At 63.5% G+C, this 15534-nt stretch carries 16 protein-coding genes; 2 read left to right on the top strand and 14 right to left on the bottom strand.

The window, feature by feature from the left end; translation table 11 throughout:
* Window positions 1-37: 37 nt before the first annotated feature.
* The 8 genes from ASD94_RS02780 to ASD94_RS02745 form a co-directional block, all read right to left on the bottom strand.
* Window positions 38-316: a FixH family protein gene (locus ASD94_RS02780; RefSeq protein ID WP_056638263.1), complete on the bottom strand. Its 279-nt coding sequence runs from the start codon at window positions 314-316 to the stop codon at window positions 38-40.
* A gap of 64 nt (window positions 317-380) precedes the next feature.
* Window positions 381-1826: a cytochrome c oxidase accessory protein CcoG gene (ccoG, locus tag ASD94_RS02775; protein WP_056638260.1), complete on the bottom strand. Its 1446-nt coding sequence runs from the start codon at window positions 1824-1826 to the stop codon at window positions 381-383.
* Between the two features lie 83 nt (window positions 1827-1909).
* A complete protein-coding gene (gene ccoP, locus ASD94_RS02770; protein WP_056638257.1) occupies window positions 1910-2824 on the bottom strand; it encodes a cytochrome-c oxidase, cbb3-type subunit III in 915 nt (304 codons plus the stop codon).
* A gap of 24 nt (window positions 2825-2848) precedes the next feature.
* Window positions 2849-2986: a cbb3-type cytochrome c oxidase subunit 3 gene (locus tag ASD94_RS02765; protein WP_056638254.1), complete on the bottom strand. Its 138-nt coding sequence runs from the start codon at window positions 2984-2986 to the stop codon at window positions 2849-2851.
* Between the two features lie 16 nt (window positions 2987-3002).
* Window positions 3003-3635, bottom strand: a complete 633-nt coding sequence (ccoO, locus tag ASD94_RS02760; protein WP_056638251.1) for a cytochrome-c oxidase, cbb3-type subunit II — start codon at window positions 3633-3635, stop codon at window positions 3003-3005.
* An 18-nt stretch (window positions 3636-3653) separates the two neighbouring features.
* On the bottom strand, window positions 3654-5093 hold the full coding sequence (gene ccoN / locus ASD94_RS02755; RefSeq protein ID WP_056638247.1) for a cytochrome-c oxidase, cbb3-type subunit I: 1440 nt from the start codon (window positions 5091-5093) through the stop codon (window positions 3654-3656).
* 64 nt (window positions 5094-5157) lie between these two features.
* On the bottom strand, window positions 5158-5295 hold the full coding sequence (gene ccoS, locus ASD94_RS02750; protein ID WP_010460651.1) for a cbb3-type cytochrome oxidase assembly protein CcoS: 138 nt from the start codon (window positions 5293-5295) through the stop codon (window positions 5158-5160).
* The gene (locus ASD94_RS02745; protein ID WP_369818018.1) at window positions 5295-7799 is read right to left on the bottom strand and encodes a heavy metal translocating P-type ATPase; all 2505 of its coding nucleotides are present in this window, start codon (window positions 7797-7799) and stop codon (window positions 5295-5297) included. The genes ccoS and ASD94_RS02745 overlap by 1 nt, the downstream gene beginning before the upstream one ends.
* Window positions 7800-7907: 108 nt before the next feature.
* On the opposite strand from ASD94_RS02745, the gene ASD94_RS02740 reads away from it, so the two are divergent.
* Window positions 7908-8351, top strand: coding sequence for a universal stress protein (locus ASD94_RS02740; RefSeq protein ID WP_056638243.1), 444 nt, complete (start codon window positions 7908-7910; stop codon window positions 8349-8351).
* Between the two features lie 122 nt (window positions 8352-8473).
* On the opposite strand, the gene ASD94_RS02735 is transcribed toward ASD94_RS02740, so the two are convergent.
* The 6 genes from ASD94_RS02735 to ASD94_RS02710 all read right to left on the bottom strand — a co-directional run bounded on the left by ASD94_RS02735 (window position 8474) and on the right by ASD94_RS02710 (window position 14303).
* Window positions 8474-9187, bottom strand: coding sequence for an ABC transporter ATP-binding protein (locus ASD94_RS02735; RefSeq protein ID WP_056638240.1), 714 nt, complete (start codon window positions 9185-9187; stop codon window positions 8474-8476).
* Window positions 9184-9954 (bottom strand): ABC transporter ATP-binding protein, encoded by a 771-nt coding sequence (locus tag ASD94_RS02730; protein WP_082576724.1) that lies wholly within the window; start codon window positions 9952-9954, stop codon window positions 9184-9186. The genes ASD94_RS02735 and ASD94_RS02730 overlap by 4 nt, the downstream gene beginning before the upstream one ends.
* Window positions 9951-10832, bottom strand: coding sequence for a branched-chain amino acid ABC transporter permease (locus ASD94_RS02725; RefSeq protein WP_056638235.1), 882 nt, complete (start codon window positions 10830-10832; stop codon window positions 9951-9953). The genes ASD94_RS02730 and ASD94_RS02725 overlap by 4 nt, the downstream gene beginning before the upstream one ends.
* Window positions 10833-10844: 12 nt before the next feature.
* Entirely contained in the window at window positions 10845-11720 is an 876-nt protein-coding gene (locus ASD94_RS02720) for a branched-chain amino acid ABC transporter permease (protein ID WP_056638232.1), read from the bottom strand.
* A gap of 87 nt (window positions 11721-11807) precedes the next feature.
* Window positions 11808-13028 carry an ABC transporter substrate-binding protein gene (locus ASD94_RS02715; protein ID WP_056638229.1) on the bottom strand — a complete coding sequence of 407 codons (1221 nt, stop codon included), beginning with the start codon at window positions 13026-13028 and terminating at the stop codon, window positions 11808-11810.
* A gap of 42 nt (window positions 13029-13070) precedes the next feature.
* On the bottom strand, window positions 13071-14303 hold the full coding sequence (locus tag ASD94_RS02710) for an amidohydrolase family protein (RefSeq protein WP_056638226.1): 1233 nt from the start codon (window positions 14301-14303) through the stop codon (window positions 13071-13073).
* 224 nt (window positions 14304-14527) lie between these two features.
* Between ASD94_RS02710 and ASD94_RS02705 the strand changes: the two genes are divergently transcribed.
* Window positions 14528-15502 (top strand): LysR substrate-binding domain-containing protein, encoded by a 975-nt coding sequence (locus tag ASD94_RS02705; protein ID WP_056638223.1) that lies wholly within the window; start codon window positions 14528-14530, stop codon window positions 15500-15502.
* Window positions 15503-15534 lie beyond the last annotated feature (32 nt).

Here is a 15534-nt window from a genome sequence, read left to right as displayed (position 1 = left end):
GCATGCGGTCACGCTCAGGCGTGAGACCGCAGGGTTGTCAGCGTGGTTGGTCCTGGACCGGGGTGGCCGCATGGTTGCGGGCCTTGAGGGCCGGCGCCAGACTCTTACCTGGAGCGACCAGGGTCTTGTTGATCTCGATACCCTGGCGGTAGTAGTCCTCGGCCACCACGGGATCGGGCCGCGAAATCGCGAGCCACAGGGTTACAAAGCCGGCCACGATCACGATCGCAGGCCCGGCAATCACCAGCCACACGTGGCCAAACTTCCACCAGGGCGGGGAAACTGCCGGCGTAGCGATGGCAGGGTTTGAAGGCATGGCGCTCTACTCCTCAACAAATTCGATCAAAGTGCGGTCCTGACGGGCCGCTCCGGGACGCCGCTCAGCGCGGCACGAGAAATACGGATTTTTCCGTCACATGGGTGGCAGCCCCTACGGCCTGCACGTCAAACTGGACCGCGTGCGATCCCGGCGTGGCCGAGCCATACGGAATCTGCAGGCGCACAGCCACCCAGCGGGACTCTGCAGGCCCAATATCCACATCGGCCTCAGAGGCTACCTCCAGCCCCTCCAACCCACGCGCGCTGATGCGATAGCGCTGCTCGCCCTCGGTGGCATTCATGATCTGCAACCGGTAAATGTTCTCCAGCTTGCCGCCCGACACAATGCGCGAGAGTGCAGCGCGGTCACGCACAACGTCCACTTTCAGCGGCGTACGCACCACCAGACTGGCCAGCATGGCCACGCAGAGGGCCACCAGAACTGCGCTGTAAATCAGTACCCTGGGGCGCAGCACTCGGCGGAAGATCTGAGATTGCGTCCAGCGCTTGGCCACCCCGTTCTGGGTGGAATAGCGGATCAGTCCGCGTGGATACTGCATCTTGTCCATCACTGTGTTGCAGGCATCCACGCACAGGCCGCAGCCAATACATTCGTATTGCAGGCCGTTGCGGATATCAATGCCCACCGGACAGACCTGCACACACAGGGAACAGTCAATGCAGTCGCCCAGCCCCTGGGCTTTGTAATCGACGTTCTTCTTGCGCGGACCTCGCTGCTCGCCCCGCTCTGGATCGTACGTGACGATCAGGGTGTCCCTGTCAAACATCGCACTCTGAAAGCGCGCGTAAGGGCACATGTACTTGCAGACCTGCTCACGCATGAAGCCTGCGTTGCCATAGGTAGCAAAACCGTAGAACAGGACCCAAAAAATCTGCCAGCCGCCCTGGAACGCCAGCAGTTCGCTGCCCAGTTCGCGGATAGGCACAAAGTACCCGACGAAGGTGAACCCAGTCCACAAAGCCACGGCAATCCATACGACCTGCTTGAAAAACTTCTTGCGAATTTTCTCGAACGTCCAGGGACCGTTGTCCAGACGAAGGCGTGCGCTGCGCTCCCCTTCGATCTTGTGCTCGATCCACATGAACATTTCGGTATACACCGTTTGCGGACACGCAAAGCCGCACCACAGACGCCCCGCCACGGCTGTGAACAGGAACAGCGACAACGCCGAAATGATCAAAAGGCCGGTGAGGTAGATGAAATCCTGCGGGTACAGCACCAAGCCGAAGATGTAGAACCTGCGAGCCCCCAGGTCAAACAGCACCATCTGGCGCTGCCCCCATTCGAACCAGGGCAATCCATAAAACACCAACTGGGTAAGAAACACCATGCCCCAGCGCCAGCGCGCAAACAAACCGCTGATGGAGCGCGGATAGATCTTTTTCTGCGCTTCGTACAACGAAATGATCTCCCCCGCGGAAGATGCATCGGGGGCGACTGGCGTGATCGGGATGACCTTGCGAGCGGGCTCGCTGGGTGTACTCATGGTGTCGCTTTATGGATAGGGAAGCAGGATGGGTCGCTCAGAAAAACACCGGAAGGCACCTACAGTGCCGTCCGGTTGCCAGGTCAACGCGCTGCCACCTGCTTGTTCGACAGACCCCAGACATAGGCAGAGAGTACGCCGATCTGTGCCTCAGTCAACTTTTCGGCCTGGGCAGGCATCTGGTTGACCTTGCCGTTGTTGATCATGGCAGTAATGGCCGCCTCACCCCAGCCATGCAGCCAGATGTCATCGGTCAGATTGGGAGCGCCGAGCGCCTGGTTGCCCTTGCCGTCCATGCCATGGCAGGCTGCGCAGGCTGCAAACTTGGGCTTGCCCAGCGAAGCACGCAGCGAGTCATGCGGGCTGCCCGACAGGCTCAGCACGTAGTGCGACAGATTGCGCACGTCTTCCGGGCTACCCACAGCAGCCGCCATGGGAGGCATGTTGCCGATGCGGCCCTTCTCCAGGGTCTCGCGGATCTTCTCGGGGGTGCCACCATGCAGCCAGTCGTTGTCCGTCAGGTTCGGGAAGCCCTTGCTGCCGCGAGCATCCGAGCCGTGGCACTGTGCGCAGTTGTTCATGAACAAGCGCTCGCCGATCGCATGGGCCTGGGGGTCTCCGGCCACGTCCTCGGGCTTCATGGAAGCAAAGCGGGCATACAGCGGCTCCAACTCCGTCTTGGCCTTGGCCATCTCGGCTTCGTACTCGCCCTTTTGCGTCCAGTTGAGCTTACCGGTGAAGCTGCCTAGGCCCGGGTAAGCGGCCAGGTAGCCGAGGCCAAAGACAATGGTGATGACGAACAGCCACACCCACCAGCGCGGCAGGGGGTTGTTCATCTCGACCAGATCCTCGTCCCAGACGTGGCCTGTGGTGTTATCGGAGGTGGCTGCCACCTTCTTGCGGCCTGCCATCCAAAGCAGAATGCCGCAGGCGATGATGCCGGCCAGGGTTATCGTGGTCACAAAGACCGACCAGAAATTGCTGGTGAAGTCACTCATGGGGTGTTCTCGTTCTGGTGAAGGTCAATCTTGGTCGAACGGCAGCTGGGCCGCCTCGTCAAACCGGGACTGGTTACGGCCCCGGTAGGCCCAGACCCAGATGCCAATGAAGCAGGCCATCGATGCCAGGGTGGCGACGATGCGCATGGTGGTGATGTCCATGGGATATCTCCTTCGCTTACTTGAGCGCACGGCCCATGACTTGCAGGTAGGCGATGAGCGCGTCCTGCTCCGTCTTGCCCTTGACCTCGCCCGCCGCAGCAGTGATCTGCTCGTCGGTGTAAGGCACACCCACGGTGCGCAGCGCTTTCATGCGAGGCGCCATGACGGCAGGGTCCACCTGGTTCTTTTCGAGCCAGGGGTACGCAGGCATGTTGGACTCGGGAACCACATCACGGGGGTTGTTCAGGTGGATGCGATGCCATTCGTCGCTGTACTTGCCGCCCACACGGTGCAGGTCAGGACCCGTGCGCTTGCTGCCCCACTGGAAGGGATGGTCATACACAAACTCGCCCGCCACCGAGTAGTGGCCGTACCGCAGCGTCTCGGCGCGGAAGGGGCGGATCATCTGCGAGTGGCAGTTGTAGCAACCCTCGCGGATGTAAATGTCGCGGCCAGCCAGTTGCAGCGCGTTGTAGGGCTCCACGCCCTTGACCGCCTCGGTAGTGGACTTCTGGAAGAACAGGGGCACGATCTCGACCAGCCCGCCAATGGCGATCACGATCAGGATCAGCACGATCATCAGAAAGTTGTTGGTCTCCACCTTTTCATGGGAGAAGCCGGTCGAAGCAGATGGGTTGTTATTGGACATGAATGATCTCCTTCGGACTCAAGCGTGGGCCGTATTCACTGCAGGAATGGCGACCTTGACCGAACGGCCCGAGATGGCAGTCAGCCACACGTTCCAGGCCATGACCAGCATGCCGCCCAGGTACAGCAAGCCACCCGCCACACGAATCACATAGAAGGGATAGGTGGCCTTCACGCTTTCCACAAAGGTGTAGGTGAGCGTGCCGTCGGGGTTGACCGCGCGCCACATCAGGCCTTGCATCACACCGGCGATCCACATGGCGGCGATATACAGCACGATGCCAATAGTGGCCATCCAGAAGTGCAGCTCGATCGCCTTGACGGAGTGCATCTTGTCCTTGCCGAACAGGCGCGGCACCAGGTAATACAGCGAGCCCATCGAGATCAGACCCACCCAGCCCAAGGCACCCGAGTGCACGTGGCCAATGGTCCAGTCGGTGTAGTGGCTCAGGGCATTGACGGTCTTGATGGACATCATGGGTCCTTCGAACGTGGACATGCCGTAGAACGACAGCGACACGATCAGGAAGCGCAGGATGGGATCGTCACGCAGCTTGTGCCATGCGCCCGACAGGGTCATGATGCCGTTGATCATGCCGCCCCAGCTGGGGGCCAGCAGGATGAGCGAGAACACCATACCCACCGATTGCGTCCAGTCGGGCAGCGCGGTGTAGTGCAGGTGGTGTGGGCCGGCCCACATGTAGGTGAAGATCAGCGCCCAGAAGTGGACGATGGACAGGCGATAGCTGTACACCGGACGGCCTGCCTGCTTGGGGATGAAGTAGTACATCATGCCCAGGAAGCCAGCGGTCAGGAAGAAGCCCACCGCATTGTGGCCGTACCACCATTGCACCATGGCATCCTGCACACCGGCATAGGCCGAGTAGCTCTTCATAAAGCCCGCAGGAATGGCTGCGCTGTTCACCAGGTGCAGCAGAGCCACGGCCAGAATGAAGGCACCAAAGAACCAGTTGGCCACGTAGATGTGCTTGACCTTGCGGGTTCCAATGGTTCCAAAGAACACGATGGCATAGGACACCCAGACCAGCGTGATCAGGATGTCGATGGGCCATTCGAGCTCGGCGTATTCCTTGCCTTGGGTATAACCCATGGGCAGGCTGACTACCGCGGCGGCAATGACCAGCACCCAGCCCCAGAAGGTGAAGGCAGCCAAAGGACCAGCAAAGAGCCGGACCTGGCTGGTGCGCTGGACCACGTAGTAGCTGGTGGCAAACAGCGCGCTACCGCCAAAACCAAAGATCACCGCATTGGTGTGCAAAGGTCGCAAGCGGCCATAGCTGAGCCAGGGAATGCCAAAGTTGAGTTCTGGCCAGGCGAGCTGGGCGGCGATGATGACGCCTACCAGCATACCAACCACCCCCACCACCACGGCCAGTATAGAGAACTGCCGCACTACCGTATCGTTGTAGTGCGCAGCATTTGTTTTTGGAAAATCCATCGGGCACCTCTTTATATTGCAGTAAGAGTTTGTTGCAGTCGCGGCTATCGGGCATTGACACAAGTCAACCGTCTCGGAGAATGCGCTCCCCCTCTTGTTCGACGCTTTCGAACTGCCCGTGGTACACCGCCCACCACAGTCCTCCCAGGATCAGAAGCACCAACATCACGGACAACGGAATCAGCAAATACAGGATGTCCATCAGACGGGCTCCAGTGGGTTTTTGGAAAGATCGAGAGGCTGCGGCGGCGGGCTGCCAGCCAAGGAGTCTGGGCGCACAGGCACCGTGCCCTCCCTCGGCTGCGATCCCTGCCATCCTGGCAGCGAAGGCAGGTCGCGCGCCAGGCGCGCTGCATTGAGCACGACCAGCAGCGAACTGAGCGCCATGCCCAGCCCGGCCAACCAGGCGGGCATCCAGCCCACCACCGCCAGTGGCACACACAGCGCGTTGTAGCCCGCAGCCCACCACAGATTCTGCCGGACCACGCGTAAGGTGCGGCGTGCCAGCAACACGGTCTGCGGCACCAACGCCAGGCTGTCACCCAGCACCACAAAGTCCGCCCGCGACTGTGCCAGCGGCACGGAACGCCCAAAGGCAAACGACACATGGGCACCTGCGAGCACGGGGCCATCATTGAGGCCGTCGCCCACCATGGCCACATGGTGGCCCTGCACCTGCAGCGCCTGCAAGGCAGCCAGCTTGCCCTGAGGCGTGCACTCGCCCTGGACGCGGGCAATGCCCGCCTGCGCGGCCACCCGCTGCACCGCCCCGCGGCGGTCACCCGAGAGCAGTTGCACGGCGACGCCGTCTTGCTGCAACGTCTGGACCACGGCCGAGGCCTCGGCCCGCAAGTCTTCCATCAGATCGAAGCGGGCCAGCTCACGCAGGGCTCCATCCGACGCTTGTTCCGAGAGCACCACCTGCAGCGCAGCACCACTGTCATCGCTGGCAACACCCGCATGGTGGGCCGAACCCAGGCGGATCGTCCGCGCGACCATTCCCCCGGTGACGTCCTCCACAGTGGCGGTCAGCCCCTGCCCCGCATCTTCCTGCAGGCCCTTCACCTGCCAGCGTCCCAACGGGGCCTGCCGTGCAGCCGCCGCAGCCAGGGCCCGCGAAGCCGGGTGCATCGACTGGCGCGCGAGCGCGGCTGCTAGGTCCAGCGCCTCTTCTGCGCTGCAACTGCCGGCAGGACGCACGGCCTGCAGCGCCATACCGTCCCGGGTCAGCGTGCCCGTTTTGTCAAACACCATGGTATCCACCTGGGCCAGCGCTTCCAGCCCCTGCAGATTGCGCACCAGCACGCCATGGCGCGCCAGCGTACCCGCGGCGGTGAGCATGGCCACCGGGGTGGCCAATGACAACGCGCACGGGCAGGTGACGATAAGCACCGCCACCGCCACCATCAACGCATGCCCAGGGTCCGACGGCCACCAGTAGGCAGCAGCCAGCGCTGCCGCCAGCAATACGGCCACCAGGAAAGGCCGTGCAATGCGGTCAGCCAGTTGGGCCAGGCGGGGCTTCTGCAGCGACGCGCTTTCCATCAGGGCCACAATTTGCGCAAAGCGGGTCTGCCCACCGGTGCCTTCCACCAGCACCTCGACGGGCGACTGCAGGTTGTAGCTGCCCGCTGTCACGCTGCTGCCCACAGGGCGTGCCACGGGAGTGGACTCGCCCGTCAGCAAAGCCTCGTCGGCGTGGGTGCTGCCCGCCGTGATGCGGCCATCGGCTGGGAAAGCCTCCCCTGGCAGCACGCGGATGGTGTCTCCCGCCCCAATCCGCCGCGTGGCCACGCGGGTGAAGCTGCCATCCGCCGCGCGGCGCTCCACACTGTCGGGCAGGCGGTTCATCACGGCCTCCAGCGCGCCCGCCGTGCGGTCGCGCAGGCGCAGCTCCAGCCAGCGACCGGTGAGCAGGAAGAACACGAACATGGTCAAGGAGTCGTAGTACACCTCCTTGCCAAAGATGCCTGCGGGATCAAAGGTGCCTGCGGTGCTGACCACAAAAGTGATCGCCATGCCGAGTGCCACGGGCAGGTCCATGCTGACCCGGCGCAGGCGGATGTCACGCAGCGCACTGGCAAAAAAAGGACCGCAAGAAAAGACCACCATGGGCAGCGTGATGACCCACGAAGCCCAGCGCAACAGCTGCTCCATCTCGCCCGACAGGTCGCCCGGCTGCGCCACGTAGGCAGGCCACGCGTACATCATCACCTGCATCATGCAAAAGCCTGCCACCAGCCAACGCCACAGCGCGCGGCGGCTCTCGCGCAGGCGCTGGTCGCGCGCAAACGCATCCATCGCCGGCATGGCGCGGTAACCCGCTCGGCGCACAGCCTCCATCCACTGCGACGGCACAACCCGGCCAGGTTGCCACACCACGCGGGCCCGACGTGTGGCGGCGCTCACATCGGCCTGCACCACGCCCGGCACGGCCCGCAAAGCATCTTCAATAGTGAGGGCGCAGGCAGCGCAGTGCATGCCCTCCAGCACCACCTGGGAGTCCCAGGCTGTGGATGCGGGGTCTGCCGAAGCGCTGTCCGCCGCGCTACCGGCCAATGGGGTCCCTGCCGGTGTGCAAGGGCGGCCAAACGCCAGCCACTCCTGGGGGTCGTCCAGCAGCTCCACCCGCTGCATCGGCAACGGGTTTGTCACGCTGTCAGGCTGGAGCGCCGGAGATGCAGCCGGCGCACCGGGTTGAAACATGGACATGGGTCAAGCCTATCTGCGGGACATCGCCAGTACATTGACGTGGATCAAGCCCCAGAACATGATTCATCCTAAGCTTGTTCCATCACTTTGAGGAGCCCTTTTATGTACAAACGCATCCTGATCGCCACAGACGGATCCCCTCTGTCAGACAAAGCGGTGGAACATGGCCTGTCGCTGGCCGCACTGACCGGCGCTACCGTGGTCGCCCTCAAGGTGGTGCCCCGCTATCCCCGCAGCTACTTTGAAGGCGGCATGCCGGTGGACATGAACGATGTCAAACGCATCGAAGCCCAATGGGGCGATTCCGCACAGGCCATGGTTGATGGCGTGAAGGCCCAGGGCGGCACGCAAGGCGTGACCGTGAAGGCCGTGGTCGCCAAGTCCGACCTGGTGGCCGAGGCCGTGATCGCAGCCGCCAAGAAGCACAAGTGTGATTTGATCGTGATGGCCTCGCACGGCCGCAAGGGCATCAAGCGCTTGCTGCTGGGCAGCGAAACCCAGCATGTGCTGACGCATTCGCACATCCCGGTGCTGGTGCTTCGTTAAGCATAAAAACGGCCGCTAGTGCTAGTCCATCAAGCATCAATAGCTATTAAATAGGTAGCAAAACACCGAGCAGGCTTGCCGCCTCCTCGGTGTTCTTCATTCAGGGCTGTGTGCCCTGCGGCTCAGTGGTTGCCCAGGTAAAGTTGCGCCATCCGCTCATCGGCCAGCAGACCCTGCGCCGGGCCCTGCAACACGCAACGACCCTGGTCCAGGATGTAGCCCTGCTGGCTGATCTGCAGCGCCTGGCGTGCGCGCTGCTCTACCATCAGCACCGCCACGCCTGCGGCGGGCAGCTTCTGCACCATGTCGAACACCTTGCCCACCAATGACGGTGCCAGCGCTGCCGTGGGCTCATCGAGCACCATGATGCGGGGCGACGGCATGAGGGCCCGCGCAAAGGCCAGTTGCTGGCGCTCGCCGCCCGAGAGGTTGCTGGCGGGCTGCGGCAAGCGCTCCACCAGCGCCGGAAAATCAGCCAGCACCTCGTCCATGCGGCGCTTGATGTTTGCCACGCCCCGCACCACCAGCAGGTTCTCGCGCACGGTGAGCGACGGAAACACGTTGGCCACCTGCGGCACATAAGCCAGGCCCGCGTCAAAACGGTCTTCGGCTGACAGGGCCGTGATGTCGCGTCCGCCCAGGTGGATAGTGCCTGCCACACGCGGCAGCAAGCCCAGCAGCGCCTTGACCAGGGTCGACTTGCCCGCACCGTTGGTGCCCGCAATGGTCACGATCTCGCCCGGCGCCACGGCCAGATCGATGCCGTGAATGATGTCCACCTCGGCATACCCACCGCGCAACTGCGCGATCTGCAGCAAGTTGTCTGCGCCGCTCATACCACCCCTCCCATATAGGCTTCCTGCACACGTGGGTCGTCCAGCACGGTGTGCGGGTCGCCCTCGGCCAGGATGCTGCCCCGGTCCATCACGATCATGCGGTTCGACAGCGACTTGAGCGCCTGCAGGTGGTGCTCGATCACGATGAACGCGATGCCCTGCCCGTTCAGCTCGCGCACGCGGTCGCAAATCTCTTCGATCAGCACCGGGTTGACCCCGGCAAACGGCTCGTCCAGCAAGATGCAGCGCGGGTCCAGCATCAGCACCCGGCCCAGCTCCACCAGCTTCTTTTGCCCACCCGAGAGGCCACCCGCCTTCACATCGCGCACCCGCGCCAGGTTCAAAAACTGCAGGATGCGGTCTGCCTTGATGGAGAGCTGTGCCTCATGCTCGCGGCGGGCGCGGGTCTGGAAGAAGGCGTTCAGCAGCCGCTCTCCCTGCGGGTTGGCAGCGGCAGCCATCAGGTTTTCGTGCACCGTCAGGCTCTTGAACTCCCGCGGAATCTGGAACGTGCGCACCAGCCCCAGCCGGGCCCGGCGATATGGGGGCATGCGGGTGATGTCCTGTCCCTCAAAGTGGATCTGCCCCGCATCCGCGGGCTGCTGTCCGGCAATGGCCGCAAACAGCGTGCTCTTGCCCGCACCGTTGGTGCCTGCAATGCCGAGAATCTCGCCCGCGGCCAGTTGCAGTGACACCCCGTCCACCGCTTTAAAGCCCCCAAACTGCCGCGTGACGGCGCCCACCTTCAGCATCGTTGTTGCAGTCATTGGGATTTGCCTCCAAACAGGCCGTTGGGCTTGTACAAGGTGACCAGGATCAGCGCCAGGCCCACCGCCGCCAGGCGCAGGCTGGCCATGCCAACCTCCGACACACCCGGCACCCAGTCCTTGGCAAAACGCGAGCCCTCCAGAAACACCATCAGCAGCAGCGATCCAAACACCGCGCCGCGCACGGTGCCCGAGCCGCCCATCACGAGGCCCATCCACACATAAAACGTGATGAGCGGGATGAACTGCTCGGGCGTGATGAAGGTGATGAAGTGGGCATAGAACGCGCCAGCCAGCCCGGCCAGCGCAGCCCCCAGCATGAACACCTGCACCTTGAACCAGGCCGGGTCCTTGCCCAGGGCCGACAGTGCGGGCTCATCGTCCCCAATGGCCTTGAGCAGGCGCCCAAACGGGCTGGCCGCCAGGCGCACCGTGCCCCATGCCACCACCGCAACCACCGCCAGCAGCGTGACAAAGATCGCCATGTCCGACGTGCCACTGCCCCAGGACGCAAACAGCTTGGGCAGACCAGGCAAGCCCTGCACGCCTTTGGTCAACCAGCTCTCTTGCTGGATGGAGATGCGCACCGCCTCAGAAAAACCCAGCGTGACGATGGCCAGGTAGTCATCCCGCAGCCGCAGCGACAGCAAGCCGATGGGCAGCGCCAGCACACCAGCGAGCACGCCAGCCGCCACAAAGCACAGCACCAGCGGCACGCCTTGCAGCGCCAGCAGGCCCGAGGTGTAGGCGCCCACGGCAAAGAACGCCACGACGCCAAAGTTGACCAGCCGGGTCAGGCCGAACTGCAGGTTCAGGCCCAGCGCGAGCAAGCAATAGATAAGGGCAACAATGCCAATGGCACACAGATAAGCAATCATGAATCGGACTCCTTACCGCACCAGTTGCACGCGGCCCATGATGCCCGCCGGGCGCACCAGCAGCACCAGCGCCAGCACCACAAACGACAGCACCAGCTTGTACGACGGCCCCATCAGCGGCACCGCCAGCTCTTGCGCCACACACAGCAGCAGCGCACCCAACACCGCACCCACCGGGCTACCGATGCCACCCAGCACCATGGCGGCAAACGCGGGGATCAGGCTCTCCCACCCCATCTCGGGGCTGACCACGGCCTTCATGCCCAGCAGCACGCCGCCCAGCGATGACAGCGCCCCCACCAGCAACCACAGGCTCAGCATCAGCCCGTTGGCGCGGATGCCGCTGGCACGCGCCAGGTCGGCACTGTCCGCCACGGCGCGCAACTGGCGGCCAAAACTGGTGCGGTAGATCAGCACAAACACCACCAGCAGGCATGCGGCGGCCACCGCCGCAATTGCCAGGTCGGTGGGCAGGATGCGGATGCCGCCAAAATTCCAGGCACGCACCAGGGGCAGGTCAAACGTGCGCTGGTCGTGCCCGGCAAAAAAGCCGATCAGGCTGCGCAGCAAAAACCCCAGGCCAATGGCCGCGAGCATGGACGACACCATGGGCCGCCCGGCCAGCTTGCGAAAAATCAGCGTGTACGAGCCTGCAGACACCAGGGCCGTGACCACCATGCTGCCCAGCGCCGCCGCCCACAGCGGCCAGCCGCCCAGCAGCTGCACCGCCACGGCCGCGTAGGCGCCGGTGGTCATCATGTCGCCCGTGGCGGCGTTGGGAAAGCGGTTGACGCCCATCACCAGGGTCATGGCCAAGGCGGGCAATGCCACCACCAGGCCCTCGATCAATCCATTGATCAGTAGGTTTACAAAGTCGATCCAGGTCATTGCGTCATTCCGTGCATCTCTCGCCCTGCGGAGTCCAAAAATACAAAGCCCGGCGCCCGCACCCTGCGGCTACACCGGGCACAACCATCACAGGGTGATGGACACCACGTCGCGCCGCACCAGCTGGCCCTTTTCGATGATGAACACGCCAAAGTCCGGCGTCACGTCGCCCGCCTTGTCAAAGTCGAGTTTGCTGGAGGCACCTTCGTAGTTCACCTTGGCCTTCTTGGCCAGTTGGGCCTTGCCTTCGGCAAAGGTGGAGACTGCTGTACCGGGTGCGTTGGAGACATCGCGCATCTTGGCATTGACCTGCTCCACCGTGGCCTTGGGGCCAGCGGCCTCCATGGCCAGGGCCAGCGATATCACCATGTCGTAGGCCATGGCGGCGTAGATGTTGGTGGATGCGGCCTTACCCGTGGCCTTGGTGAAGGCGGCATCAAATTGGGCGTAAGACGCGCTCTTTTCGTTGGACACGGTATCCACCGAGATGATGCCTTCGCACACCTCCGCGCCCAGGGCCTTCACCAGATCGGGGTTGGCCGCCCAGCCCGGGATGATCCACTTGGTGTCTGCGCCATACTGGAACCATTCGCGCAGGATGATGGTGGTGTCGGGCAGGTACGAGCCCATCACGATCACATCGGGCTTGGCCGCCAGAATCTTCTGCAGCTCGCTGCGGTAGCTGGGGCGGTTGGGTTCGTAGGTGACGTGCGCCGCCACCTTGCCGCCCCGCTTTTCCCACACACGCGTGAAGCCTTCCACATTGCCCAGACCGGATGCGTTGTTGAACGCCATGGTGGCTGGCCGCTTGAAGCCGCGTTTGGTGCAGATCTCGGCAAACGCCGCGCCAAAACGGTCGTTGGTGGCCTGAAAGCGCCACACCAGGTCCTTGGTGTCCAGCGTGGAGATGGCGGGTGCGCCCGACACGTTCATCTGGATGATGCCCGCCGCATCGGTCAGCGGCATCACCGCCAGAGTCACGCCCGAGGCCCAGGTGCCCAGCACCGCCTGCACCTTGTTCACCTCGATCAGCTTCTTGGCGGCCAGCACGGCGGCGTCAGGCTTGGTCTGGTCGTCTTCGGTGAAGAGTTCGAGCTTGCGGCCACCTGCGCCGCCTGCAGCATTGACCTCGTCCACAGCCAGGCGAATGGCCTGTTGCATGCCTGGGCCGTAAGGGCTGCCCGCCCCCGTGATGGGCGTGAGCGAGCCAATGCGAAACACCTCGCCCTGCTGGCTGAACCCGATGGAGGGAAGGAACTGCAGAGCTGCTGCGGCGCCGCCGAGCTTGACGAAATTTCTACGTTGCATGGTGATCTCCGGTCTTTTGGGGGTGAGGGGGGTGAAAGGGACTCAAAGGGTGTTCTTGACCCACACGCCGTCCTTGGCGATGGCGCGAATGCGCTCGCCCTGGTTCAGCAGGCAGGTGATGTCGGTGAGCGGGTCGCCATCGACCAGCAGCAGGTCGGCAATGGCACCAGGCGTCACTTCGCCCAGCTGGCCTTGCTGGCCCAGGATCTCGGCGCCGATCAGCGTGGCCTGCTGCAGCACGGGCCCGTTGCCCAGCACGTCGGCGCGCAGGCGCAACTCGTCGGACTGCAGGTAGTGCGTTTCGGCCAACAGGTCGCTGCCCAGGCCCATTTTTACGCCTGCCTTGGCCAGAATCTCGATGGCCTGCTTGCCCTGCCCACGCACCGAGTCGATCTTGGCAATCGACACCGCGGGCAAACCATAACGCTCGCCCTCGTTGGCCAACCCTTCATAGGTGATGAGCGTCGGCACCATGAAAGCGCCCATCTCGGCCATGAACTCTGCCGTGGGGGCATCCACCAAATTACCGTGCTCAATGGTACGCACCCCGCAGCGCACCGCGCGGGCAATGGCGCGCGGCGTGTAGGCGTGGGCCATCACATAGGTATTGGCGTTGGATGCCTCTTCCACGATGGCGTGCAACTCGGCTTCGGAATAGCCCAGGTTGCCAATCGGGTCGTTGGGCGACGCCACGCCGCCCGAAGCCATCACCTTGATCTGTGTGGCGCCCTTCAGGATCTCTTCGCGCACCGCCAGGCGGCAGGCATCCACCCCATCCACCACGCGGCCAATGTTGCCCAGCTTGTAAGCGCACGAGCACACATCCAGGTCATCGTTGCGCTGACGAAAGTCCGCATGCCCACCGGTTTGCGACAGCGCCTTGCCCGCCGGGAAGATGCGCGGCCCCTGCACCAGCCCCGTGCGCACCGCTTCGGCCAGCGACCAGTCGGCGCCGCCCGCATCGCGCACGGTGGTGAAGCCCCGGTCCAGCATGCCTTTCATGATGGGCAGCGAGCGCATCATGGTGAACACGTTGGGCATCTTGGCCACCGTGCCCAGGTTGAACGACGAGGCCACCACATGCACGTGGCAGTCGATCAAGCCAGGCATCAGGGTCATGCCCTTTGCGTCCAGTGTGGCTGTACCTTCTGGCACCTCCAGGTCGGCGCCTACCGCCGCAATGCGGCCGTCCTGCACCAGAACGGACAAGCCGGTGCGCAAAGTCAGGGCATGCACATCCAGCACACGGCTGTTTTTAATCAACAAAGAGGTCATGAGGTTCGTCAAAGTGGGCGCAATGGCTTCAAAATTACTCATGGCCCATTTTTTGGGGAGCCATGATGACCATCAAGCATCCATCTGGTGCATTGCAGCATCTACAGAGTGTGACGCTTGACACGTTGCTGTCACAGGACGCATTTATCGGGCCAATTGCCCTTGGCCGCAACGCCTAAAATCTCACCCACCCATGAGCAGCACTCATATCAAGGGATAACCCTATGCGCCGCCTCTGCCCCACTATTTCAGAGCTGAACGCCTTTCACTCCGCCGCCAAGCACCAGGCCTTCACCATGGCTGCGCGCGAGTTATGCGTGACGCAAAGCGCCATCAGCCGCCACATTGCCGCGTTGGAGGACTACCTGGGCCAGAAGCTGTTCATCCGCAAGGCCACGGGGCTGGAGCTGACCGAGGCGGGCGCCACCTACCTCAACGCTACCCGCCCCGCCATGGCCGCACTGGAATCGGCCACAGCGCAACTCATGTCGTACGGGGGCGACGGCGGCTCGCTCAACCTGTCGGTGCCGCCCACGTTCGCGGCGCAGTGGCTCTTCCCGCGCCTGGGGCACTTCAAGCGCACGCTGCCGCAGGTGTCGCTGAACTTCGTGCGCTACCAGCACGCGCACGACTTTGCGACGCCGCACGAGTTCGACGCGGCCATCCAGTACGGCTACGGCAACTGGCCCAGCGCCAATGCCCGCTACCTGATTGGCAAAGAAACCAGCATCGTCTGCAGCCCCCAACTGCAATCCGCCCTGCCCCTGCGCACCCCACAAGACCTGATGCGTGCCACGCTGCTGCAGCACATCGAAGTACCCCTGGCCTGGCAAGACTGGATGGAAGCCCACGGCCTGGACACCAGCGCCAGCCGGTTCGGTCCGGGCTTCAATCTGTACTCGCTGATCATCCGAGCCGCCGTCTCAGGCTTTGGCGTAGGCATCGTGCCCACCTGCCTGGTGGAGGACGAACTGGCGGCGGGCACCCTGGTGGAGCCCCTGAAAGACCGCTTTGACAGCCCGCTGGGCTACTACCTGTGCGCACCCACGGCACGCACCAATCTGTCGGTGTACCGGCTGGTGGCCGGGTGGCTGGAGCACTGCTGCAACCATGCCGAGGGCGCCGCAGCGCCAGCCGCAACTCCCTGCATTTTCTGCAGCCCACAGGTCTCAGCGGCGGCGGGTCAGACGGCGGGGTGAGCGACCCCGCTCAGGAGGCGCAGCGCATCCCC

Origin of the sequence: Acidovorax sp. Root70 (assembly GCF_001428225.1) — a bacterium.
Lineage (GTDB): Bacteria > Pseudomonadota > Gammaproteobacteria > Burkholderiales > Burkholderiaceae_C > Acidovorax.
This window is presented reverse-complemented; position numbering and strand designations above follow the sequence as displayed.